Source organism: Pseudomonas putida, from assembly GCF_028682455.1.
Taxonomy (GTDB): Bacteria; Pseudomonadota; Gammaproteobacteria; order Pseudomonadales; family Pseudomonadaceae; genus Aquipseudomonas; species Aquipseudomonas putida_AA.
This window is the reverse complement of sequence record NZ_JANHLD010000003.1, coordinates 493280-517492: the sequence shown is the minus strand read 5'-3', so window position 1 is coordinate 517492 and position 24213 is coordinate 493280. Positions and strand designations below refer to the sequence as shown.

Genomic DNA, 24213 nt, shown 5'->3' with positions numbered 1-24213 from the left:
GTTCAGAGAATCGGTGAGATCAGCCGGGCGATCCGCATGCCCAACTGTTGCAGGCGGTGAGTGTCTTCACTGTCTTCGGCGGTGATTTCCCGGGCCAGGTCGAAGTCGTGCATGAGCATGGTTTCGACCTGGTCGGCGAAGGTGCGATCCACCGTCAACAGCATCACCTCGAAGTTGAGCCGGAACGACCTGTTGTCCAGGTTGGCGCTACCGATGGCGCTGATTTCGTTGTCGATCAGCACCACCTTCTGATGCAGGAAGCCTGGTCCGTAGCGGAACATCCTCACCCCGGCGCGCACCGCCTCGAACGCGAACAGGCTGGAGGCCGCATACACGATACGGTGGTCGGCGCGTGAAGGCAGGAGGATACGCACATCCACGCCACGCAGCACTGCCAGGCGAAGCGCCGCGAAGACGGCTTCATCAGGAATGAAGTAGGGGCTGGTAATCCACAGGCGCTCGCGCGCCGCGTGAATGGCCTCGACGAAAAACAGCGAGCAGGTTTCCTGCGGGTCGGCCGGGCCACTGGCGAGTACCTGGCAGAGCACGCCGTCTTCAGGGTAGGTGTCGGGCAGAATGAGAGGCGGTAGCTGGCGCGCCGCCCAGAACCAGTCCTCGGCAAACGACTCCTGCAGGCAGGCCAGCACCGGGCCGCTGACCTGCACATGGGTGTCGCGCCAAGGGGAGAGTTTCGGCTTGCCGCCCAGGTATTCATCGCCCACGTTATGTCCACCGACAAAGCCCTGCAGCCCATCGACCACGACGATCTTGCGGTGGTTGCGAAAGTTCACCTGGAAGCGGTTGAACCAGCCCCGACGGGTAGCGAAGGCACGGACGTTCACGCCCCCGTCACGAAGGGCCTGGCTATAGGCGGCGGGCAGGGCATGGCTGCCCACCCGGTCATACAGCACATAGACCTTCACTCCCTCGGCGGCTTTTTTGAGCAGCAGGGTCTGGAGGGATCTTCCCAGGTTGTCGTCATGAATGATGAAGAACTGCACCAGCACAGTGTCGCGGGCGTCGGCGATGGCCGCGAAGATAGCGTCGAAGGTGGCCTTGCCATCGATGAGCAGGCGCACCTGATTATTGGCAAGGCATGGCATCCGACCGAGTTTTGGCATGGCCCGCAGCGCGCCATAGGATTCGGAGTTGCGCGCCGCCAGCGCTTCCTCGACCCAAGGGCGCCAGTTGAGATCGGCCATGGCCACGTGCATTTCACGGTTGGCCTGGCGCCGCGCCTTGATGTAGGCGTCGAAGGTCCGGCTGCCGAATATCAGGTAAGGGATCAAGGTGAAGTAGGGAATGAACAGCAACGAAAGGGCCCAGGCAATGGCACCCTGGGCGGTGCGTACGGTGAGTACCGCATGGGTGGCGGCGATGGCCCCGAGCAGGTGCAGGGCACCGATGAGGTAACCGAAGAAGTAGGGGCTGTGGTAATCCATACGCATCCTGCAGTCCAGAGGCTCGGCCTCTAACAGAGCATGTTCCAGCCCCCCGTTGCAACCCAAAGCCCAAATTGACGTCTAAGCTCTGTTCCAGCTTGGGGCTGGAGTTTCGAGGAGTCATTACATGAAAAGTCGTCTGCCGATGCTCGCACTGGCGTTGGGGCTGTCGAGTCCGTTGGTGCATGCGCAGATGTTGCAACCGGGGTTGTGGGAGCTGACGACCAGCAACATGCAGGTCGATGGCAAGCCGCTGCCAGACATGGGCTTCATGCTCGGCCAATTGAAGAACCTGCCGCCTGAGCAGCGAGCGATGATCGAAGGTGGTCTGGCCCAGCAGGGAATCAGTGTGGCGGGCCAGGGAGTGCGCTCATGCCTTACGCCTGAGCAAGTGAAGACCGACGATATTCCGCTGCAGGATCCGAAGTCGGGCTGTACCCAGAAGATCACCGAGCGTACCGGCAACGTGTGGAAATTCACTTTCAGTTGCCCGAAAGCACAGGGGGCAGGACAGGCTACTTTCCTCAGCGACCGCGAGTTCCTCACTCAGGTCAGCGGTACTTTCAATGCTTCGGGTGTGCAGCAGCAGGGCAGCATGAATACGCGTGCGGTCTGGTTGGGTAATGACTGCGGCACGGTCAAACCGCGCACCTGATCTGCAGTGGCGCTACCAGCACCACTGACTCTCGGCGACTGCATCGTGGGCATGCAGACTTTCTGCATGTTCCACCCGCAGCTTGAAACCGGTCAGCCATTCAAGGCTTTGCAAGGCAAAGTGCAAACGTCGGGCGGCATCCTCACAGAACATCAGGTTCTGACCGTTGGCCAATGCGAAGGCCTGCTCATCGGACCGCTTGACCGCGGTTTGCACGGCCGTGCCTAACGCGGCTTCAGCCTGGTCGATCAGCTCGATGATCAGCAGCTCACCCACTTCTGGCTTCAAGCGCGTCTGTAACTTCGCCACGCTTCGTTGACTGTGTGGCGTTGCAACAATACCTTTTGTGCTACCCAGCCAGCTCAAAACGGTTTCATGGCTCAGCTCGCTTTTCCCGAAATCGATCTGAAATTGCTGTTGAATCAACTGCCTCGCCAAGGCTGCCGAACAGGGGCAAGTGGAGGAATAGGCCAGCTCCACTTTTAGTTCCACGTGGAACACTTCATTGATGAGGTGCGCTTCAAGAACCACCGGGTATGCTTTCCAACCAACCAGCGGGCTGACCAAGGCAGGCCGCTCAAGCAAGATTTCAAAGCGCAGCTTCAGGAATGCGCTGCCCGATAATCCTCGATGGCTCTCCAGAAAAGTCTCCAGCACTTTGCGGAGTAAGTGAGCGCTCAGAGGCTCCGCTCCAAAAACATTCAATGCCAGATACAAGCGCGACATATGGATACCGCGAGAAGCGCCGTCGTCCAGGCTGACACCTGCGTCGACGCTGGCGCGAAGAGTGTTGCCTGCCCAGCGTACCGGCAGGGCGATATTGCACATGCCAACCCACTCCAGCGGCAAGTCTGTATGGATGGCTTGTGCGGCAATATCAGGAAGCGTGAGTGCAGTCATGAACGGCTCGAATAGGGTGACGGTAGGGCGCCAAAGGCAACCGCTAAGGCAGAGCGGGTTGCCGAGATTGTATTGTTATAATATAACGTTGCGCAACGCATCATTCGAATGCACCTGCCCGATGAGGATCCGAACATGCCCAACCGACTTCCCGTTACCGTGCTTTCCGGCTTCTTGGGCGCCGGTAAAAGCACCTTGCTCAATCATGTCCTGCGTAACCGAGAAAACTTGCGGGTGGCGGTGATCGTCAACGACATGAGTGAAATCAACATCGATGCCAGTGAGGTGCAGCGCAACGTCAGCCTCAATCGGGCCGAGGAAAAACTGGTGGAGATGAGTAACGGTTGCATCTGCTGCACCTTGCGTGAGGATCTTCTGGAAGAGGTCGGTCGACTGGCCCGTGAGGGGCGCTTCGATTACCTGCTGATTGAATCCACCGGCATCTCCGAGCCGTTGCCCGTCGCGGAAACCTTTACCTTCCGAGATGAGCAAGGCCGCAGCCTGGCCGACCAGGCGCGGCTGGACACCATGGTCACGGTAGTAGACGGGCTTAATTTCCTGCGCGACTACCAGGGGGCTGAGAGCCTGGCCAGCCGAGGGGAAACACTGGGCGAGGAAGATGAGCGTTCGATTACTGACCTGCTGATCGAACAGGTGGAGTTCGCCGATGTGATCCTGCTCAGCAAGATCGACCTGATCAGCAGCCATGAACGTGATGAGTTGAGCGCCATCCTGCGTCGCCTTAACGCTCATGCGCGGATAATGCCCATTGTGATGGGCCAGGTGCCGCTGGGCGAAATCCTCAATACCGGCCTGTTCAATTTCGATCGTGCTGCCCAGGCACCTGGATGGTTGCAGGAGCTGCGTGGCGAACATGTTCCTGAGACCGAGGAATACGGCATCGCCGCCAATACCTGGCAGGCGCGGCGGCCATTGCACCCGCAGCGCTTCTTCAACTTTATCAACGGGCCCTGGAGCAATGGCCGGTTGTTGCGTTCCAAGGGCTTCTTCTGGCTTGCCAGCAAGCACCAGGATGCGGGTAGTTGGTCCCAGGCCGGAGGCATGATGCGTTATGGCTTTGCCGGTCGCTGGTGGCGTTTTGTGCCGCGCGAGCACTGGCCGCAGGACGAACAAAGCACGGCCACGATCCTCAAGCACTGGACGGCAGACTGCGGCGACTGTCGCCAGGAGTTGGTATTCATTGGCCAGAACATCGATTTTGCGCAGCTCAATGCCGAGCTGGAGGCCTGCCTGCTGAATGATGCGGAGTTGGCCGAGGGGGTAGAAGCCTGGGGGCAATTGCCAGATCCATTCGGCCCCTGGTACGTCGAGGAGGTGGCTTGAGGGGTGACCCCAAGGCATAGTGACGAAAATCCTGAGCACGTGGCGCCCTATGCTGCAGAACATTCCTACCCACGTCATTGCTGGCCCCCTGGGGGCCGGCAAGACTAGCCTGATACGCCAATTGCTGGCCCAGCGACCGCCCGAAGAGCGCTGGGCGGTGTTGATCAACGAGTTTGGCCAGATTGGCCTGGATGCTGCCTTGCTGAGTACCGACGATCAGGGCATAGCCATGGGGGAAGTGGCAGGCGGTTGCCTGTGTTGCGTCAACGGCGCGCCTTTCCAGGTCGGCTTGGGGCGCCTGTTGCGCAAGGCCAGGCCGCACCGGTTGTTCATCGAGCCTTCGGGTCTGGGACACCCAATGCAGTTGCTCGAACAGTTGCGACAGCCGCCATGGCGTGGCGTGCTGGCCGTCCAGCCGGCTATCGTGGTGCTGGATGCCGAGCAATTGGCCGCAGGTATTGCCTTGCCGGATGCCCAGCAGCAAGCCTTGTGTGGCGCGGGTTTGCTGGTGTTGAACAAATCGCGGGGTGTGGATAGTGAAAAGCGCTTGTGGATAACGTCACGATTGCCAGAGTGTGCGCTGTTCTGGACCGATCACGGTGAGCTGCCGCTGTCTGCATTGCCTGTTGATATAAGTGCTGTCGCGGCTGTGGGTAAGCTGACAGTACCTAATGAAAACGGGCCAGTAACCAGCTTGTGGATAAATCCAGACGAACCTATTTGCAGTGTGCAGGACGCTGACGCGGGGTGGAGCATTGGCTGGCGCTGGCATCCGCGGCAGATTTTTTATCCACAGCGCATCGAACAGCTATTACGTGATTTTGACTGGCGCCGGGCCAAGCTGGTTATCCACAGCCCGAACGGCTGGCAATCTATCAATGCAGTGGCGGGGCAGGACGCGTTGCAGTGGCAGCCCAGCGAATGGCGGCGTGATTCACGGCTCGAACTGATTTTTTCCACAGCCCAGGACCAAACGGCCTTGCAACAGGCCATGCAGGCCTGTCGCGTCTAGTTTCGCCAGCGGTTGTGGTCCTGGCGCCACTGATTCATTTCAATGACGTTATCGGCATGCGCAGCGGGTTTGATTTCGAACGGGTAGGGCGCCAGTTCGATCTGCATGCTGTGGGCACCGAACTGGGTGACGGTGCCCGGGTGGCGTTGTTCGCCAGTGACGGTGAATTCGAAGTTATACACACGGGCCAGGCGCTTGCGGCCCTGGGCATCGCGAACAAAGCCGATGCGCTTGAGCGCCACGTTGCCGTCGAGCAGTTCCAGATCGAGTTTTGCACAGTGCTGCTTGACCCGTTCCAGGGCCTTCTCACGCAATCCATGGTTATGCCACAGCCAGGCACCAGCAGCACCCAGCACCATCAGCACAAAGAGATTACCCAGGGTCAACATTACATTTGCTCCAACGAAGTACACCCAGCTTAACTGCCTCTGCGGTCTGTCGTACAGGTGCCAATTAGCGCCATACTGCGCGCCGTGTTTTTCATATTCTCTGCTTCGGAAGTTCTGCATGAAACGTACGCCGCATTTGCTCGCCATCCAGTCCCATGTGGTTTTCGGTCACGCCGGTAACGGCGCGGCGGTGTTTCCCATGCAGCGGGTCGGGGTGAATGTGTGGCCACTCAATACGGTGCAGTTCTCCAACCACACTCAGTATGGCCAGTGGACCGGGGAAGTGCTTGCCCCAGCGCAAATCCCCGCACTGGTAGAAGGCATTGCGGCGATCGGCGAGCTGGGCAATTGCGACGCGGTGTTGTCGGGTTACCTGGGCAGTGCAGAACAGGGTCGGGCGATCCTCAGTGGCGTGTCTCGGATCAAGGCTGTCAATCCCAAGGCCTTGTACCTGTGCGACCCGGTGATGGGCCACCCGGAAAAGGGCTGCATCGTCCCGGCCGAGGTCAGCGCCTTTCTGCTCGAAGAAGCCGTGGCGGTGGCAGACGTGCTATGCCCCAACCAATTGGAGCTGGACAGCTTCTGTGATCGTCGCCCAACGTCGCTGGAAGACTGCGTGGCGATGGCCCGCAGCCTGCTTGAACGCGGGCCTAAGGCGGTGCTGGTCAAGCACCTGGCCTATCCGGGACGCGAAGCGCAGGATTTCGAAATGCTGCTGGTGACGGCCGAGGGGAGTTGGCACCTGCGCCGCCCTTTGCTGGCGTTTCCGCGTCAGCCGGTGGGCGTGGGCGACCTCACCTCGGGTTTGTTCATGGCGCGGGTGCTATTGGGCGATGACTGGGTGGCAGCATTCGAATTCGCCGCTGCCGCCGTCCATGAGGTGTTGCTCGAAACCCAGGCCTGCGCCAGCTACGAGCTTGAGCTGGTGCGGGCCCAGGACCGCATCGTGCACCCTCGGGTGCGGTTCGAGGCGCGGCGTCTTGATACTTAAAGCGCGTCGCCCTTGAGTTCCTGATAGCGTTTTTCCAGCTCCTGGCGAATCTGCCGGCGCTGCTTGCCTTGCAGGAAGCGGCGCTTTTCTTCGCTGCTTTCTGGATGCCGGGGGGGGACAGCCACCGGCTTGCGGTCGTCGTCTACGGCAACCATGGTGAAGAAGCAGCTGTTGCTATGGCGGACCGAGCGTTCGCGAATGTTTTCGGTGACCACCTTGATGCCCACTTCCATCGACGTGTTGCCGGTGTAGTTGACCGAGGCAAGAAAGGTCACCAGCTCGCCGACATGCACCGGCTCGCGAAACACCACCTGGTCCACCGACAAGGTGACCACATAACGGCCGGCATAGCGGCTGGCACAGGCGTAGGCGACTTCATCGAGGTACTTGAGCAGAGTGCCGCCATGAACGTTGCCAGAAAAGTTGGCCATGTCCGGGGTCATCAGGACAGTCATCGACAGCTGGGCGTTTCCAGGTTCCATAGTGTGCTCACGGTGAGGTTGCGCTGAGGCGGGGTGGCGACTGGTATTCACGCTTCTATCCCCTATTACGATTCCCATCTAATGACGGGACGCTGACAGCGGCCTTGCCGTCACGCTGTTTGTGCCATTAACGGCGTTGATTTGGTCGATCTGTTTCCACTTATTGCACCAGCTTTTCGTAACAAGCGGCGGTGTTAACCTGAGGAAGCCCATGCAAAGTGGGCTTTCCTACATTAAAAACACTATGTACCTGTAACTCAATCAGTCAAACCCTGAGTGAGTCGCGGGTGGTTCATTTGTCTTGGGGTAAGGAGATCCACGCCGTGCATGCCATCAGCTTCATCCAGGACCTGGCAGTGATCATGCTCGTCGCCGGTGTGGTCACCATCCTCTTTCACCGCTTCAAGCAGCCGGTGGTGCTGGGCTACATCGTTGCCGGCTTCATCATTGGCCCGCACACCCCGCCGTTCGGCTTGATCCACGATGAAGACACCATCAAGACCCTCGCGGAGTTGGGAGTGATCTTCCTGATGTTCTGCCTGGGCCTGGAGTTCAGCCTGCGCAAGCTGTTCAAGGTGGGAGCCACGGCGTTCATCGCCGCGTTCCTGGAAATCGTCCTGATGATCTGGATCGGTTTCGAGATCGGCCGCTGGTTCGGCTGGAGCACCATGGACTCGTTGTTCCTCGGTGCCATCCTGGCAATCTCCTCGACCACCATCATCGTCAAGGCACTCAATGACCTGAAGATGAAAAACGAGCGCTTCGCGCAGCTGATCTTCGGTGTCCTGATCGTCGAGGACATCCTCGGCATCGGCATCATTGCCTTGCTGTCGGGCATCGCGGTCAGTGGTTCGGTCAGCTCCGGCGAGGTGTTCTCTACCGTCGGCAAGCTGTCGCTGTTCATGATTGTCGCGCTGGTGGTCGGTATTCTGCTGGTGCCGCGCTTGCTGGCTTATGTCGCGCGCTTCGAAAGCAACGAGATGCTGCTGATTACCGTGCTGGGGCTGTGCTTCGGTTTTTGTCTCCTGGTGGTCAAGCTGGAATACAGCATGGTGCTGGGCGCGTTCCTGATTGGCGCGATCATGGCCGAATCCCGTCAGTTGGTGAAGATCGAACGACTGATCGAGCCGGTTCGTGACCTGTTCAGTGCCATTTTCTTTGTCGCCATCGGGATGATGATCGACCCGCTGGTGCTGGTGGAATATGCCTGGCCGATCGTGGTGATCACCATCGCCGTGGTGCTGGGCAAGATGCTCTCTTGCGGCATGGGCGCCTTTATTGCCGGCAACGACGGACGTACGTCGCTGCGAGTAGGTATGGGGTTGTCACAGATTGGCGAATTTTCGTTCATCATCGCGGCTCTGGGCATGACCTTGCAGGTCACCAGCGACTTCCTGTACCCGGTCGCGGTGGCAGTATCGGCCATCACCACGCTGATGACACCGTACCTGATCCGTGGCGCCGACCCTTTGTCGCTGAAGCTGTCCAAGGTGGTGCCAACGCGTCTGGCACGGGTACTGTCGTTGTATGGCGAATGGTTGCGCAGCATTCAGCCGCAGGGTGAAGGGGCGCTGCTGGCGTCGATGATCCGGCGCATCCTACTGCAGGTGGGGGTGAACCTGGCACTGGTGGTGGCGATCTTCTTCAGTGGCGGCTATTTCGCTGCGCGAATCGGTGAGTATCTCGGGGAGTGGGTGAGCGATGTGGGCCAACAGAAGGCGATGATCTGGGGCGCGGCGTTGTTACTCTCGCTACCGTTCCTGATCGCGGCCTATCGCAAGCTCAAGGCGCTGTCGATGCTGCTGGCCGAGATGGGGGTCAAGCCGGAAATGGCCGGCAGGCATACCCAGCGGGTGCGTCGGGTGATTGCCGAAGTCATCCCGCTGTTGTCGTTGCTGGTGATCTTCCTGCTGCTCTCGGCACTCTCGGCGAGCATCCTGCCTACCAGTGAACTGCTGGTGCTGATCGTGGTGGTAGCGGCGGTGGTGGCGGCCTTGCTGTGGCGCTGGCTTATTCGGGTGCACACACGGATGCAGGTCGCCTTGCTGGAGACACTGGACAACCATCAGGAGAATCACCACTAGGGTGATGAGAGGAAACGCTTCCTGCGCGGGACAATTCGAATGTCCGAGGGGATGGAGCGGTAGCGAATCGCCGCGCAGGAAGGCGTGGCGATTCTACGAACATTAATAGCCAAGAGCCATCAATTTGTGAGGATATTTCTCATTCAGCTTTCCAGCCAGACATCTCGCACCCAGTGCCAGACCGATTCCCAGCTTTCTTCGGTGACGATTTCTTCTTCGCCCGACCACAGCACCACGGTGCCATCTTCTTCGACACAGTAGTAATCGTCACCATCCTGGCAGATCGGAATCAGATCGCGGGGTACACCGGCATCCCAGGCGTTGGCCGCCACTTCTGGCAGGTAGGTATGCGACTGTGGATCGGTGACAGTGACAGGCTCAAGGCTGCCATAGACCACATCGCTGACCGTCAGCAGGTATTCCTTGAAGACGAACGGAATATTGATGAACAGCTCTTCTTCAATCTCGACCAGTTGGTCTTCATCCGGCAGCTCAAGCGGCACCGGCACTGGTTCGTTGGCTTCTCGGAGCTGTTCGATGACTTCTTCCACGGTTCTATCCTCTACCTTTTGCGACACGCTGCGCGTTATACCCTAGTAGCCCGCTGCGAAAAAGCAAAACCCCGGGACAAGCCCGGGGTTTTTTTGTGCAATGCCTCAAGATCAGCCGTTCTGGCGGATCCCTGCGACCAGCCAAGGCTGGTTCTCGCCCTGGGCGCGCTCCATGTTCCAGCTTTCGCTGAACACTTCGCCCTGGTCAAAGCGCGAGGTTTTGGACACACCGCTGAAGGTCAGGGTGGCGATGGTCTTGTCGGCACGATCGTCGACGCCATCTAGCTGCACGTCCAGGTTATCGATGTAGGTGGACTGGAAGCCTTCGCCCAGCTCGGCCCGCTCCTGCTTGAGGAACTGCAGCAACTGAGGGGTTACGAACTCGGCGATCTTGTCCATTTCGTTGGCATCCCAGTGCTGCTGCAGCGACTGGAAGTGGTTGCGGGCGGCAGCCAGGAAGCTCTGCTCGTTGAACCAGGCCGGAGCGTTGATCACCGGGCGGGCTGCCGCGGCAGGGGCGGCCGAACCACCGAAGATCGACGGCTGGGCAGGCTGCTGGTGCACTTCACGCTCGTAAGGGGCGTGGCCGGCGGCGGCCATTTGTGGCTGCTGCTTGCGACGACGGGCGGCGATGAATCGGAACGCCAGGAAGGCGATCAGCGCAATGATCAGGATGTCGAAGATCTGCATACCGTCGAAGCCATCGCCCATGAACATCGAGGCCAGCAGGCCACCGGCGGCGATACCGGCCAGAGGGCCGAGCCAGCGCGAAGCACCGCTGGCGGCTGCAGGTGCACGACCTGGAGCGGTTGGCGAGGCAGCCGGTGTAGCGGGGGCGGCCTGGCGGGTCTGGTGGGTTGGCGCGGCGCCCGAGCTCTTGCCGCCGCCGAAGCGCTTGGCGTTGGCGTCGAGGCTCATCGTCAGGCCGATGCACAGCGCCAAAGCGATGCTAAGAAAACGTTGCATAGAAGGGTATTCCCGTTTTGTGGATTGCACGCGCGTCATGGTGCACAGGTTGTAGGACACATGACCAGCGCCATAATGTTTCTAGCTTTTGCCTGAAGTGTCCACTTGCGCGACACGGCTGTTACACCTCGGCGAATTCCCCGCCAATTGCCAGGGCGGCAAGGGGCGGGGCAGTCAACCTGGGTTTTTGCCCCGTTCTATCGCGCGCTACAGCGCTTCCAGCTTGGCGTAGCCGAGCATCAGCCACTTGCTGCCTTCGGCGAAGTTGACCTGCACCCGGGCCTGGGCGCCGGAACCCTCGAAGTTGAGGATCACACCCTCGCCAAACACGGCATGCTGCACCCGCTGGCCAAGGTTGAACGCCGTCTGCGGGATGTTCGCATTGGCGAACAGGCTGCTGGTGTTGGTTTTCTGCGTTGCGCCGAATGGGCGGCTGACACTGTTGGACAGACGCACTTCCTGGATCAGGCCCGCTGGAATTTCGCGTACGAAACGCGACACCTTATTGTAGGTTTCACTGCCATAGAGGCGTCGGGTCTCGGCATAAGTCATCACCAACTGCTGCATGGCCCGGGTGATGCCGACATAGGCCAGGCGGCGTTCCTCTTCCAGGCGGCCGGGCTCTTCCAGGCTCATCTTGTGCGGGAACAGGCCTTCTTCCATACCCACCAGGAACACGTGAGGGAATTCCAGGCCCTTGGCGCTGTGCAGGGTCATCAGCTGAATGCTGTCTTCATGCTCGTCAGCCTGGGCGTCGCCGGCTTCCAGCGAGGCGTGGCCGAGGAAGGCCGCCAGGGGCGAGAGCTCGGCGTCTTCTTCGCTGTTTTCGAAGTTGCGTGCAGCGCTCACCAGTTCCTCAAGGTTTTCTACCCGTGCCTGGCCCTTTTCACCCTTTTCTTCCTGGTGATAGATGATCAGCCCGGACTGTTCGATGACGGTCTGGGTCATCAGGTGCAGCGGCATCTCCATGACCTTGGCGGCGAGGTTCTCGATCAGCTCGATGAACGCGGCCAGGGCGCTGGCAGCACGACCCTTGAGGCCCTTGTTGGCGATCAGCAGGCTCATCGATTCCCACATCGACACTTGCGCATGACGGGCGTGGTCGCGAATCGCTTCGACGGTTTTCTCGCCTATGCCGCGTGGCGGTACGTTGATCACCCGTTCAAGCGCAGCGTCGTTGCCACGGCCTTCGAGCAGGCGCAGGTAAGCCATGGCGTTCTTGATTTCGGCGCGCTCGAAGAAGCGCTGGCCGCCGTAGATGCGGTAAGGAATGCGCTCGCGCAGCAGGGCTTCTTCAAGTACGCGCGACTGGGCGTTGGAGCGGTAGAGGATGGCAATGTCGCTGCGCGCGAGACCGGTCTTGAGCACGCTCTCGATGGTCTCGACCACGTAGCGCGCTTCATCGTGTTCGTTGAAGGCGGCGTAGAGGCTCAATGGCTCGCCGTCGCCGCCATCGGTCCACAGCTCTTTGCCCAGGCGACCGCTGTTGTTGGCGATCAGGGCGTTGGCAGCCTTGAGGATCCCGGCGGTGGAGCGGTAGTTCTGCTCCAGGCGAATAAGTTCGGCGTCAGGGAAGTCGACCGTGTACTGGTGGATGTTCTCGATCTTGGCGCCGCGCCAGCCGTAGATGGACTGATCGTCGTCGCCGACCACCATCAGGCTGTCGCCGCCCTTTGCCAGCAGGCGCAGCCAGGCGTACTGCACGGCGTTGGTGTCCTGGAATTCGTCCACCAGAATGTGGCGGAAGCGCCGCTGGTAGTGCTCCAGCAGGCCTGGGTGGTCACGCCACAGGTCCAGGGCGCGTAGCAGCAATTCGGAGAAGTCGATGACGCCGGCCCGCTGGCAGGCGGCTTCATAGGCTTCATAGATGCTGCGCATGGTGCCCAGGAACAGGTCGCCGCTGGCCTGGATGTGTTGCGGGCGCAGGCCTTCGTCTTTCTGGCCGTTGATGAACCACTGAGCCTGGCGTGCGGGCCACCGTTGCTCATCGAGGCCCAGCTCGCGGATCACGCGCTTGACCAGGCGCTGCTGGTCATCGCTGTCGAGGATCTGGAAGTTCTGGTTCAGCCCGGCCTCTTGCCAGTGCGCCCGCAGCAGGCGGTGCGCCAGGCCGTGGAAGGTGCCTACCCACATGCCGGCCGGGTTTATGCCCATCAACTGCTCGATGCGCTGGCGCATCTCGGCAGCGGCCTTGTTGGTGAAGGTCACCGACAGGATCGAATGCGGCGAGGCCTGCTCGACCTGGATCAACCAGGCGATGCGGTGCACCAGCACACGGGTCTTGCCGGAGCCGGCACCGGCCAGGACCAACTGACGACCAACAGGGGCGGCTACGGCCTGGCGTTGGGCGTCGTTGAGAGAGTTCAACAGGAGAGAGAGATCATCGCGCATCCGGGCATTTTAGGGGCGCGGGCAACCCTTGGGCAAATATACAGTAGAAAAACTTTGTCCTGACGACCGGGCGGTCACCGGCCGCAGCCCAGGGCCGGCGCGCTTGAGCGCTTTCGTCGGAAAATCGATCCGATGAATAATGATCCAGAGCAGTTTGGCGGGGGCCCTTGCTTGTGTATGCTCCGTCCACGTTTAGGGCTAACCATTACAAGAACACTGCCTATGACATCCGGTTCCGACTCCGTCGGCGTGCCTTTGCAGACACGTGGGAGTATCCGCAAACACTTCGCTACACCACTGGCGGTAGAGCGCACCCGGCTGCTCTACCAAGGCTCGTTGCTGCCCACCCTGTTCATGCTGCTCAATGGTCTGGTCTGTGCCTGGTTGCTCTGGAGCCCGGCGCGCTACCTGCTGGTCAGCGTCTGGGTGGTGTGGCTGATGGCCCTGGTGGCCCTGAGGGTGATCCAGGTGGCGGCGTTCGATTCGGCCATGCCCGATCGCCAGGCCCAGCCGAGTTGGTGGCGAATGTTTCTGCTGGGTTCGGCCTTCAGTGGCCTGACCCTGGCCAGCGCCGCCATTGCCTTGGTGCCTGTGGACAACTTTGTGCAGCAGGCCTGGGTGTTCGGCTTGTTGGGAGCGGCGACGCTGTCTGCGAGCATTGCTTATGCCGTCAGTTTGCCGGCCTTTCTCAGTTTCACCTTGCCTTGCCTGCTACCGCCCATTGCCTTCCTGTTCTGGAATGGTGATGAACACCAGCATGGGTGGGGTTGGCTCGGGTTGATTTTATTGGGCGCCTTGCTGGTGGTGGCCTGGCAGGTCAACCGTCTGATCGAGGACGGCTTGTTGCGGCGCTTCCAGAACCAGGCTTTGATCGAGCACCTGCAAGCCGCCCAGACGCGCAGCGAGCGACTCAACCAGGCGTTGGTGGGGGAAGTGGAGCAACGGCGGCTGGTCGAGGAGCAACTGCGCGAGGCCCAGGCCGGGCTGGAGTCGCGAGTGGCCCAGCGCAGCCAGGAACTGGACCAGGCCAACCACGCCCTGGCCAAGAGCAAGCAGCGCCTGGCGCTGGCGCTGGAAGCCAGTGAGCTGGGGCTGTGGGACTGGAACCTTGAAACCGACGAGATCCACCACACCCAGTTGCATGAGCTGTTCGGCATTGACCCACAAGCGGTTCGGGAAATGCGCACGCACCTCAGGCCACGCCTTCATCCAGACGATGTGCCGTTGCTCAAGCGCACCTTGGTCGAGCACCTGAAGGGGCGCACCGAGGGCTACCGCATCGAGTACCGGGTGCGCCACAGCCAGGGGCACTGGTGCTGGATCGAGGATCGCGGCCGCGCCGTGGAGCGCGGTGCCAATGGTCGGGTGCTGCGTATGCTCGGTACGCGCCGGGACATCAGCGAGCGCAAGGCCCAGCAAGAACAGCAGCGGCTGGCGGCCACGGTGTTTGAAGCCGCCAGCGAAGGCATTGTGATTCTCGACCCCGACTACAACCTTCTGGCGGTCAACCAGGCGTTCTGCCAGGTTACAGGCTACATGCGTGAGGAACTGCTGGGGGGCAAGTTGTTGGAGTTGCCCTGCAGCCGCGATGCCTGGCGTCATCATCAGGCGATCGAGCAGGCCCTGGAACAACAGGGCAGTTGGCAGGGCGAACTGGTCGAGGCGCGCAAGAGTGGCGAGCTGTATCCACAGTGGCTGCAACTCAATGGCGTGCGCGATGCACGGGGCAACCTGAGCAGCATCGTCGGCTTCTTTACCGACCTGTCGGCCCGGCGTGAGTCCGAAGAGCGCTTGCGCTACCTGGCCCACTACGACGAACTGACCGGATTGGCCAACCGCGCGCTGTTTCGCCTGCGCCTGCACGAGGCCGCACAGCGCGTGCGCTTGAGCGGACGGGGCCTGGCCTTGCTGCATATCGACCTTGACCGGTTCAAGCTGCTCAACGACAGCCTGGGCCATGAGATGGCCGATCACTTGCTCAAGCAAATGGCCCGGCGGATCGGCAATGCCATGCCCGAGGCCGATACCGTGGCGCGGTTGTCCGGGGATGAGTTCTGTGTGCTGTTCGATGGCTACTCCAACCTGTCGAGCCTGGTCAGGGTTGCGACCCGGCTGCTGGAAAAGCTGCGCGTGCCGTTGCGGGCCGACGGCCATGAACTGGTGATCAGCGCTTCGGTAGGCATCAGCCTGCAGTCCGATTCCAGCCGTGATGTGACGGCGCTGGTCAGCCAGGCCAACATGGCCATGCAACATGCCAAGCACCTGGGGGGCGACAATTTCCAGTTCTACACCGAAAGCCTGCAGGCCAGCACGCTGCAGCGGCTGCAGCTGGAAAACCACCTGCGCAAGGCCATCGAAGAGCGTCAGCTGCAGGTCTACTACCAGCCGAAACTGTGCCTGGCCACCGGGCGCCTGCTCGCCGCCGAAGCTTTGGTGCGTTGGCACCATCCACAATGGGGCATGGTGCCGCCGAGCGATTTCATCGGGCTTGCCGAAGAGACCGGGTTGATCGCGCCGATGGGCGAGTTCGTGCTGCGCCAGGCGTGTTGGCAGGCGTGCGAGTGGCAGCGCCAGGGGCTGGAGCCGATCCGTGTATCGGTCAATCTGTCGGTCTATCAACTGCGCCAGGGCAAGCTGGTCAGCCTGGTGCGCCAAGTGCTGGACGAAAGTGGGCTGGCGCCTCACTTGCTGGAGCTGGAGCTGACCGAAAGCCAGTTGCTCGACAGTGTCGAGCATATCATCGCGACCTTCGGTCAGTTGCATGAGCTTGGGGTAAAGCTCGCCATCGATGATTTCGGCACCGGCTACTCGTCACTGAGCTATCTCAAGCGCTTTCCGGTGGATTACGTGAAGATCGACCAGGCTTTTATTCGTGGCCTGAGTGAGGGCAGCGAAGACGCCGCCATTACCCGGGCGATCATTGTCATGGCCCAGAGCCTGGACCTGAAGGTGGTCGCCGAAGGGGTCGAAACCCGCGAGCAACTGGAGTTCCTGCGCCAGCAGGGCTGCAACGAAGTACAGGGCTACCTGATCAGCCGGCCTGTGCCGGCGGCGGAACTGGCTGGCCTGTTGGCCAGCCCTTACCGTTTCTAGAGGTGCCAGGCGCGCCCCTGGTGCGCCAACAGGCTGTGGGCCTGGTCCGGGCCGTTGGATCCCGCGGGGTAGGGGCGTGGGGCCTGGAAGTGCTCCTGCCAGCCGGTGAGGATCGGGTCGATCCAGGCCCAGGCGGCCTCGACTTCGTCTCGGCGCATGAACAGCGTCGAATCGCCGTCGAGCACATCCAGCAGCAGCCGCTCGTAAGCCTCCCAGCGACGGGTCTGGCCGAACACCTGGGCGAGGTTGAGATTCAGTTCTACCGGTTCCAGGCGCATGCCCTTGCCAGGGCTCTTGGTCATCATCTGCAGGCTGATGCGTTCGTCCGGCTGCAGCTGGATCAGTAATTGGTTGGCCTGATCGCCCTCGAACAGGCGGTGAGGCACCGGCTTGAACTGGATGACGATCTGCGAAGAGCGCTTGGCCAGGCGCTTGCCAGTGCGCAGGTAGAACGGCACGCCGGCCCAGCGCCAGTTGTCGATATGGGCTTCTACGGCGACGAAGGTCTCGGTATCGCTGTCGTTGTCGACATCTTTCTCGAAGTAGTAGGCGGGCACTTCCTGCCCGCCGATCTTGCCGGTGCTGTACTGGCCGCGCACGGTCTTGTCTTGCACATCCTGGCCGCAGATGGGCTTGAGAGCCTTGAGGATCTTCACCTTTTCATCGCGTACCGCTTCGGCTTCGAACTGCGCTGGCGGCTCCATCGCCACCAGGCAGAGCAGTTGCAGCAGGTGGTTCTGCAGCATGTCGCGCGTGGCGCCGGCGCGGTCGTAGTAGGCCCCGCGGTTTTCCACCCCCAGGGTTTCGCAGACGCTGATCTGCACATGGTCGACCTGGTTGTTGCGCCACACAGGCTCCAGCAGGGCGTTGGCAAAGCGCAGGGCCATGAGGTTCTGTACGGTTTCCTTGCCCAGGTAGTGGTCGATGCGAAACACCTGGGATTCGTCGAACACCTCGCCAATCGCCTGGTTGATCGCCGTGGCTGACTCCAGCGAGTGCCCGATGGGTTTTTCCAGCACGATGCGTGCTTCGCTGTCGGCCAGGCCCGCCACTTTCAGGTGGTTGGCGATGGGCACGAACAGGTTCGGTGCGGTGGCCAGGTAGTAGATACGGGTCAGGCCACCCGGCTCGCCGAGAAAGCGCGCCAGGCGACCGAAGTCGGCGCTTTGCGACGCGTCCATGGAGAAGTAGTCCAGGCGAGCACAAAAACGAGCCCAGACATCCTCGTCGAAGTCGTTGGGGGCGATCTGGGCCCGGCAGCGACGTTCGGTGAGCTTGATAAATTCATTGCGTGGCAGTGTGCGCCGGGCCAGCGCAATGATGCGTACGGCATTGTGCAGGCGCCCCTCGCGATACAGGTGATAGAGCGCCGGGAGCAGTTTGTGCAGGGCCAGGTCACCGGTGCCGCCGAATACCAATATGTCGCAAGGGATAGTCAATACCACCACTCTCCTAGTTCGTTTAGCTGGGCGGGTCGCCGGTCATGTAGTATAACTACAAGAAAGCTACAACCCGGTCAGTCGATCATAACCGAGTCCTGCCCTTGAATCTGTTGCAACACATCGCCCAGTCGCGCCATCTGTTACGCAAATCGGAACTGAAGGTTGCCGATCACGTGCTGCTGGATCCCGCAGCCGTCATGCATAGCTCCATGGCCGATCTTGCCCACAGCGTTGGTATCAGCGAACCGACCATCGTGCGCTTTTGCCGTGCCATCGGTTGCTCCGGCTTCCAGGACCTCAAGCTCAAGCTGGCCCAGAGCCTGGCGGCCGGTGCCAGTTTTGGCCAGTTCGCCATTCATGAAGACGACTCGGTTGCCGACTACAGCCTGAAGATTTTCGACACCACCCTGCATACCTTGATGGAGGTGCGCGAGCACCTCGACCCCCAAGCCTTGCAGCGTGCTGTGACGGCCATGGCCAATGCCCAGCGGGTCGAGTTCTACGGCTTTGGTGCCTCGGGTGCGGTGGCTGCGGATGCCCAGCACAAGTTCTTCCGCCTGCTGCTTACCGCGGCGGCGTATTCCGACCCGCACATGCAGGCCATGTCGGCCGTGACCCTCAAGCCAGGTGATGTGGCCATCTGCATCTCCCAGTCGGGTCGCTCCAAGGATTTGCTGATCACCGCCAACCTGGTGCGTGAAAGCGGTGCCACGCTGATAACCCTGTGCCCGAGCCAGACGCCGCTGGCCGAGCTGTCGACGGTCAACCTGGCTATCGATGTGCACGAAGATACCGAGATCTACACCCCACTGACCTCGCGTATTGCCCATCTGGTGGTGATCGATGTGCTGGCCATGGGCGTTGCCATGGCCCGTGGCCCAAGCCTGGTCAACCACCTCAAGAGCGTCAAGCGCAGCTTGCGCAGCCTGCGCCTGTCACCCAAGTCCGTGAAGGCAATGGACGACTGAATCCCCTCTGTAAAAGCGGGCTTGCCCCGCGATAAGGCCCATCATGCCGGCCTCGATCGCGGGGTAAGCCCGCTCCTACATAGATTCACCCACCTGTAATTACCTTGTAACCCGCCAGGGCCACGCTGAACTCCCGCACTCGATCAGGGAGATATGCAATGGCTCGTGAACTCGATGGCTCGTATCAACCCAACGCCAAATCCCGTAAGCAGCAGGAGAAAGACCAGCGCCGCATGGAGTTTCGCCGCGCGATCGAAAGTTACTCCGAGCAGCGTCGCCTTCTACAGGAAATAGCCGATTTTCCCGAATTGCAGGCCATCAATGTGTGGCAGGTATCGGCGGCAAGTTCCCCGAAAAACGCTCAACAAGCCCGCTGATTTGCGTTCGTTCGCTGCGGATGAACGCAAGAAAGGCCAAGGCCACCGGTGACTGCCGCTTGGCCTTGGCCTGCACTACGCACCAACTGCGGTACAGCGGCAGCTCCTCCACCGGCAACTCGCGCAGCACGCCGGTAGCCAGTTCCAGGTTGAGCGCATGGCGGGTCAGTAGGGCAATGCCCAGGCCTGCAATCACACATTCGCGCTGGGCATCGGCCGAGGCGACTTCAAGGGTCTGGGTGAAGTGCACGCGCTTGTCCTTGAAGTATTCCTCGCAGGCCTTGCGGGTCCCGGAACCTTGCTCACGCACCAGCAGGGTGTGGGGCTCAAGATCCTGCAGGCGCAGCTTCTCGAGCTTGCACAGCGGATGCTCGGGCGGCGCCACGGCGACAATCGGATTGTTGAGGAAGGGCAGGAACTCCAGGCCCATATCCTGGGGTACCATCGACATGATGATCAGGTCGTCGCGGTTGTCGGATAGCCTGCGAATCGCCTGGGCGCGATTGACCACGGTAAGGGTCAGGTTGACTTCCGGGTGCAAGCGCTTGAAGGCGGCGAACAGGTGCGGCACGAAGTACTTGGCGCTGGATTCCACAGCAAGCTTCAAATGCCCCTGCAGCGAGCCCTGCATGTCGGAGAGCTGCATGTCCAGGCTCTCCAGGCGCCCGAAGATATCCCGGCTGGCCCGTTGCAGTGCTTCAGCGGCCTCGGTCAGGTAGAGCTTCTTGCCGACGTACTCGAACAGCGGCTGGCCCACCAGTTCTTCGAGCTGGCGGATCTGTAGACTAACGGCGGGTTGCGTCAGGTTCATCTCTTCCGCGGCCCTGCTATAGGAACGCAAATCACAGACCTCATTGAAGATCTGCAATTGACGCAATGTCATACGCATCAATGACTTACGCATTTTATCCGTGTCCCGGCAAAACCTTGTAACAGCACTATAAGCTTTTGCTAATGTTCGCCCTAATAAATATTGATTTTTGTTTATTCCGAGACAGCGCTAGGGTAAAGATGCGACTGGCCAGCGACGATTGGTCACGCGCCGACCGGTATTGCCGGCTCGTTTGTTCTAGCGGCCTTGGGAATTATTCCAGTGATAAAAAAGATCCTGATCGCCAACCGCGGTGAAATTGCTGTTCGAATCGTGCGTGCCTGCGCCGAGATGGGCATCCGTTCCGTGGCGATCTTCTCCGACGCCGACCGCCATGCCTTGCACGTCAAGCGTGCCGACGAGGCCCACAGCATTGGAGCCGAGCCCCTGGCCGGCTACCTGAACCCGCGCAAGCTGGTGAACCTGGCAGTGGAAACCGGTTGCGATGCCTTGCACCCCGGTTATGGCTTCTTGTCTGAGAACGCTGAGCTTGCAGACATCTGCGCCGAACGTGGCATTAAGTTCATCGGTCCTGCGGCCGAAGTCATTCGCCGCATGGGTGACAAGACCGAAGCCCGTCGCAGCATGATCAAGGCCGGTGTCCCCGTGACGCCCGGCACTGAAGGTAACGTTGCCGACATTCATGAAGCACTCGAGGAAGGCGATCGCATCGGTTATCCGGTGATGCTCAAGGCCACCTCCGGTGGTGGCGGTCGCGGCATTCGTCGCTGCAACAGCCGTGAAGAGCTGGAACAAGCTTTCCCGCGGGTGATTTCCGAAGCGACCAAGGCCTTTGGTTCTGCAGAAGTCTTCCTGGAAAAGTGCATCGTCAACCCCAAGCACATCGAGGCGCAGATTCTCGGCGACAGCTTCGGCAATGTGGTGCACCTGTTCGAGCGCGATTGCTCGATCCAGCGTCGTAACCAGAAGCTCATCGAAATCGCCCCAAGCCCGCAATTGACCCCTGAACAGCGCGCCTACATTGGCGACCTGTCGGTACGCGCCGCCAAGGCCGTGGGGTACGAGAACGCCGGCACCGTGGAGTTCCTGCTCGCCGATGGCGAGGTGTACTTCATGGAGATGAACACCCGGGTGCAGGTGGAACACACCATCACCGAAGAAATCACCGGTATCGACATCGTTCGCGAGCAGATCCGCATCGCTTCGGGCCTGCCACTGTCGGTCAAGCAGGAAGACATCCAGCACCGCGGTTTCGCCTTGCAGTTCCGGATCAATGCAGAAGATCCGAAGAACAACTTCCTGCCCAGCTTCGGCAAGATCACCCGTTACTACGCACCCGGCGGTCCGGGCGTGCGTACCGACACGGCGATCTATACCGGCTACACCATTCCACCGTTCTACGACTCCATGTGCCTGAAACTGGTGGTCTGGGCGCTGACCTGGGAAGAAGCCATGGACCGTGGCCTGCGCGCCCTGGACGACATGCGCGTACAAGGGGTCAAGACCACCGCCGCTTATTACCAGGAAATCCTGCGCAATCCGGAATTCCGCAGCGGCCAGTTCAATACCAGCTTCGTTGAAAGCCATCCCGAACTGACCAACTACTCGATCAAGCGCAAACCCGAAGAGCTGGCCCTGGCCATCGCTGCCGCCATCGCCGCCCACGCAGGCCTGTGAGGAACCCGATAATGTCCAAGAAAATTTTTGTAACCGACACAATCCTGCGCGACGCCCATCAGTCCCTGCTGGCTACCCGCATGCGTACCGAAGACATGCTGCCGATCTGCGACAAGCTCGACAAAGTCGGCTACTGGTCGCTGGAAGTCTGGGGCGGCGCAACCTTTGACGCATGCGTGCGCTTCCTCAAGGAAGACCCGTGGGAGCGCCTGCGCAAGCTGCGCGCCGCGTTGCCCAACACCCGCCTGCAGATGCTGCTGCGCGGCCAGAACCTGCTCGGCTATCGCCATTACAGCGATGACGTGGTCAAGGCCTTCGTTGCCAAGGCCGCCGTCAACGGCATCGACGTGTTCCGTATCTTCGATGCCATGAACGACGTGCGTAACCTGCGCGTGGCCATCGAAGCGGTCAAGGCCGCCGGCAAACATGCCCAGGGCACCATCGCCTACACCACCAGCCCTGTGCACACCATCGACGCGTTCGTGGCCCAGGCCAAGCAGATGGAAGCCATGGGTTGCGACTCAGTCGCGATCAAGGACATGGCCGGCCTGCTGACCCCGTACGCCACCGGCGAGCTGGTCAAGGCACTCAAGGCCGAGCAGTCGCTGCCCGTATTCGTCCACTCGCATGACACCGCTGGCCTGGCCGCCATGTGCCAGCTCAAGGCGATCGAGAACGGTGCCGACCACATCGACACCGCCATCTCCAGCTTTGCCTGGGGCACCAGCCACCCGGGTACCGAGTCGATGGTAGCCGCTCTCAAGGGCAGTGAATTCGACACGGGCCTGGACCTGGAGCTGCTGCAGGAAATCGGCCTGTACTTCTATGCCGTACGCAAGAAGTACCACCAGTTCGAGAGCGAGTTCACTGCCGTCGATACCCGTGTGCAAGTGAACCAGGTACCGGGCGGGATGATTTCCAACCTGGCCAACCAGCTCAAGGAACAAGGCGCACTCAACCGCATGAACGAAGTGCTGGCCGAGATTCCACGGGTTCGCGAAGACCTCGGCTTCCCGCCGCTGGTTACCCCGACCTCGCAGATCGTCGGCACCCAGGCCTTCTTCAACGTGCTGGCCGGCGAGCGCTACAAGACCATCACCAACGAGGTGAAGCTGTACCTGCAAGGTGGCTACGGCAAGGCCCCAGGTGTGGTCGATGAGCAACTGCGTCGCCAGGCCATCGGTAGCGAAGAAGTCATCGACGTACGCCCAGCCGACCTGCTCAAACCGGAAATGACCAAGCTGCGCGCCGACATCGGCAGCCTGGCCAAGTCTGAAGAAGACGTGCTGACCTTCGCCATGTTCCCGGACATCGGGCGCAAGTTCCTCGAAGAGCGTGAAGCCGGCACCCTGACCCCTGAAGCGCTGCTGCCGATTCCAGAAGCCGGCGCTGTGGCCTCGGCCGGTGGCGAAGGTGTACCGACCGAGTTCGTCATCGACGTTCACGGCGAAACCTACCGCGTCGACATCACCGGTGTGGGCGTCAAGGCCGAAGGCAAGCGCCACTTCTACCTGTCCATCGACGGCATGCCGGAAGAAGTGGTGTTCGAGCCGCTCAACGAGTTCGTCGGCGGTGGCAGCAGCAAGCGCAAGCAGGCCAGCGCACCGGGCCACGTCAGCACTACCATGCCCGGCAATATCGTCGATGTGCTGGTCAAGGAAGGTGACATGGTCAAGGCCGGCCAGCCGGTACTGATCACCGAAGCCATGAAGATGGAGACCGAAGTTCAGGCAGCCATTGCCGGCAAGGTCACCGCTATCCACGTGGCCAAGGGCGACCGGGTCAACCCGGGCGAAATCCTGATCGAGATCGAGGGCTGATTACAGGCCCCGATTGACAAGCGGTTAACCTCTGGGGAGCGATTGCTCCCCTTTTTTTCTGAAGATTTCCGGGGGGGGGGCTTGGCTCCCACCGATCCGGGCGTAGCCTTCATTCAGTCCTGGCGACAAGCTTCCAGCGTTCGTGCCTGACCTTCCGGCCGCTGATTGTCGGCACTCAACCATCGCTCGAACCCCGCCGCGATCGCAGGCCATTCCTCATCGGTGATCGAAAACCAGGCCGTATCCCGATTTCGGTCCTTGATTACCATGTGCTTGCGAAATACGCCCTCAAATGTGAAGCCGAACCGCAGCGCCGCTCGTTTGGAGCGGGCATTGGCATCGTTGCACTTCCATTCCAGGCGACGGTTGCCCAGTTCGAACCCCAGTTTACCCAGCAGATAGACCGCTTCGGTGCCCTTGGGGGTGCGTTGCATGGCGGCGCCGAAGGCGATGTGGCCGATTTCGATGCGGCCCTGGTCAGGGACGATGGACATCAAGCTGAGGATGCCCTGGGTCTGGCCGCTGGCCAGGTCGATGACGCTGTAGAACAAGGGATCGCTGCTGGCTGCGTTGCTGTCGAGCCAGTGGTCGAAGTCTTCGCGTTCGGTGAAAGGGCCGTAGGCCAGGTAGTCCCAGAGCCTGGGATCGGCGCTGGGACCCTGGAACACTTCCCAGAGGTCTTCGCTGTCGCGCCGGGGATCGAGCTTTTCCAGGCGGATGAAGCGCCCGACCAACGGGGTGGGGTGCGGACGCTTGGCCGGGTGCCAGTTCAGGGTTTCACTCATTGGGCGGCTCCT

General features: G+C 60.8%; 20 protein-coding genes. 10 read left to right on the top strand and 10 right to left on the bottom strand.

The features are described from left to right. Positions 1 to 2: 2 nt before the first annotated feature. Positions 3 to 1442 carry a cardiolipin synthase gene (gene cls, locus NPS58_RS19545; RefSeq protein WP_274116943.1) on the bottom strand — a complete coding sequence of 480 codons (1440 nt, stop codon included), beginning with the start codon at positions 1440 to 1442 and terminating at the stop codon, positions 3 to 5. 127 nt (positions 1443 to 1569) lie between these two features. Here cls and NPS58_RS19540 point away from each other — a divergent pair, with 127 nt between their 5' ends. Further along, a complete protein-coding gene (locus tag NPS58_RS19540; RefSeq protein WP_274116942.1) occupies positions 1570 to 2097 on the top strand; it encodes a DUF3617 domain-containing protein in 528 nt (175 codons plus the stop codon). A 12-nt stretch (positions 2098 to 2109) separates the two neighbouring features. On the opposite strand, the gene folE2 is transcribed toward NPS58_RS19540, so the two are convergent. After that, complete coding sequence (gene folE2 / locus NPS58_RS19535; RefSeq protein ID WP_274116941.1) at positions 2110 to 2997, bottom strand: GTP cyclohydrolase FolE2; 888 nt, start codon at positions 2995 to 2997, stop codon at positions 2110 to 2112. Between the two features lie 135 nt (positions 2998 to 3132). Here folE2 and zigA point away from each other — a divergent pair, with 135 nt between their 5' ends. Continuing rightward, positions 3133 to 4341, top strand: a complete 1209-nt coding sequence (zigA, locus tag NPS58_RS19530; RefSeq protein ID WP_274116940.1) for a zinc metallochaperone GTPase ZigA — start codon at positions 3133 to 3135, stop codon at positions 4339 to 4341. Positions 4342 to 4390: 49 nt separating this feature from the next. Next, a complete protein-coding gene (locus tag NPS58_RS19525) occupies positions 4391 to 5353 on the top strand; it encodes a CobW family GTP-binding protein (protein WP_274116939.1) in 963 nt (320 codons plus the stop codon). Here NPS58_RS19525 and NPS58_RS19520 read toward each other — a convergent pair. Beyond that, positions 5350 to 5742 (bottom strand): DUF3301 domain-containing protein, encoded by a 393-nt coding sequence (locus tag NPS58_RS19520; RefSeq protein WP_274116938.1) that lies wholly within the window; start codon positions 5740 to 5742, stop codon positions 5350 to 5352. The two genes, NPS58_RS19525 and NPS58_RS19520, sit on opposite strands and share 4 nt — an antisense overlap. A 118-nt stretch (positions 5743 to 5860) precedes the next feature. On the opposite strand from NPS58_RS19520, the gene pdxY reads away from it, so the two are divergent. After that, the gene (pdxY, locus tag NPS58_RS19515) at positions 5861 to 6733 is read left to right on the top strand and encodes a pyridoxal kinase PdxY (RefSeq protein ID WP_274116937.1); all 873 of its coding nucleotides are present in this window, start codon (positions 5861 to 5863) and stop codon (positions 6731 to 6733) included. Here the strand turns inward: pdxY and NPS58_RS19510 are convergent. Next, positions 6730 to 7215, bottom strand: a complete 486-nt coding sequence (locus tag NPS58_RS19510; protein WP_274116936.1) for an acyl-CoA thioesterase — start codon at positions 7213 to 7215, stop codon at positions 6730 to 6732. The genes pdxY and NPS58_RS19510 overlap by 4 nt on opposite strands. A 323-nt stretch (positions 7216 to 7538) precedes the next feature. Between NPS58_RS19510 and NPS58_RS19505 the strand changes: the two genes are divergently transcribed. After that, entirely contained in the window at positions 7539 to 9299 is a 1761-nt protein-coding gene (locus tag NPS58_RS19505; RefSeq protein WP_274116935.1) for a cation:proton antiporter, read from the top strand. Between the two features lie 143 nt (positions 9300 to 9442). Here NPS58_RS19505 and NPS58_RS19500 read toward each other — a convergent pair whose 3' ends face one another. The 3 genes from NPS58_RS19500 to uvrD form a co-directional block, all read right to left on the bottom strand. Continuing rightward, positions 9443 to 9850 carry an SMI1/KNR4 family protein gene (locus tag NPS58_RS19500; RefSeq protein WP_028942518.1) on the bottom strand — a complete coding sequence of 136 codons (408 nt, stop codon included), beginning with the start codon at positions 9848 to 9850 and terminating at the stop codon, positions 9443 to 9445. 111 nt (positions 9851 to 9961) lie between these two features. Next, the gene (locus tag NPS58_RS19495; protein WP_274116934.1) at positions 9962 to 10816 is read right to left on the bottom strand and encodes a Tim44 domain-containing protein; all 855 of its coding nucleotides are present in this window, start codon (positions 10814 to 10816) and stop codon (positions 9962 to 9964) included. Positions 10817 to 11023: 207 nt separating this feature from the next. Then, entirely contained in the window at positions 11024 to 13207 is a 2184-nt protein-coding gene (uvrD, locus tag NPS58_RS19490; protein ID WP_274116933.1) for a DNA helicase II, read from the bottom strand. A gap of 222 nt (positions 13208 to 13429) precedes the next feature. Between uvrD and NPS58_RS19485 the strand changes: the two genes are divergently transcribed. Then, positions 13430 to 16300: a GGDEF and EAL domain-containing protein gene (locus tag NPS58_RS19485; RefSeq protein ID WP_274116932.1), complete on the top strand. Its 2871-nt coding sequence runs from the start codon at positions 13430 to 13432 to the stop codon at positions 16298 to 16300. Here NPS58_RS19485 and zwf read toward each other — a convergent pair. Then, the gene (gene zwf, locus NPS58_RS19480) at positions 16297 to 17739 is read right to left on the bottom strand and encodes a glucose-6-phosphate dehydrogenase (RefSeq protein ID WP_274116931.1); all 1443 of its coding nucleotides are present in this window, start codon (positions 17737 to 17739) and stop codon (positions 16297 to 16299) included. The genes NPS58_RS19485 and zwf overlap by 4 nt on opposite strands. Positions 17740 to 17843: 104 nt before the next feature. Between zwf and hexR the strand changes: the two genes are divergently transcribed. After that, complete coding sequence (gene hexR / locus NPS58_RS19475; RefSeq protein ID WP_274116930.1) at positions 17844 to 18710, top strand: transcriptional regulator HexR; 867 nt, start codon at positions 17844 to 17846, stop codon at positions 18708 to 18710. Positions 18711 to 18868: 158 nt separating this feature from the next. Next, a complete protein-coding gene (locus tag NPS58_RS19470) occupies positions 18869 to 19087 on the top strand; it encodes a PA3496 family putative envelope integrity protein (protein WP_274116929.1) in 219 nt (72 codons plus the stop codon). On the opposite strand, the gene NPS58_RS19465 is transcribed toward NPS58_RS19470, so the two are convergent. Next, positions 19029 to 19976: a LysR family transcriptional regulator gene (locus tag NPS58_RS19465; RefSeq protein ID WP_167332095.1), complete on the bottom strand. Its 948-nt coding sequence runs from the start codon at positions 19974 to 19976 to the stop codon at positions 19029 to 19031. The two genes, NPS58_RS19470 and NPS58_RS19465, sit on opposite strands and share 59 nt — an antisense overlap. A gap of 204 nt (positions 19977 to 20180) precedes the next feature. On the opposite strand from NPS58_RS19465, the gene NPS58_RS19460 reads away from it, so the two are divergent. Together NPS58_RS19460 and oadA are read left to right on the top strand one after the other, a co-directional pair. Then, positions 20181 to 21596, top strand: a complete 1416-nt coding sequence (locus NPS58_RS19460) for an acetyl-CoA carboxylase biotin carboxylase subunit (protein WP_028942511.1) — start codon at positions 20181 to 20183, stop codon at positions 21594 to 21596. An 11-nt stretch (positions 21597 to 21607) separates the two neighbouring features. Continuing rightward, positions 21608 to 23416 (top strand): sodium-extruding oxaloacetate decarboxylase subunit alpha, encoded by a 1809-nt coding sequence (gene oadA / locus NPS58_RS19455; protein WP_274116928.1) that lies wholly within the window; start codon positions 21608 to 21610, stop codon positions 23414 to 23416. 113 nt (positions 23417 to 23529) lie between these two features. Here the strand turns inward: oadA and NPS58_RS19450 are convergent, their stop codons facing one another. After that, positions 23530 to 24201 carry a GNAT family N-acetyltransferase gene (locus NPS58_RS19450; RefSeq protein WP_274116927.1) on the bottom strand — a complete coding sequence of 224 codons (672 nt, stop codon included), beginning with the start codon at positions 24199 to 24201 and terminating at the stop codon, positions 23530 to 23532. Positions 24202 to 24213 lie beyond the last annotated feature (12 nt).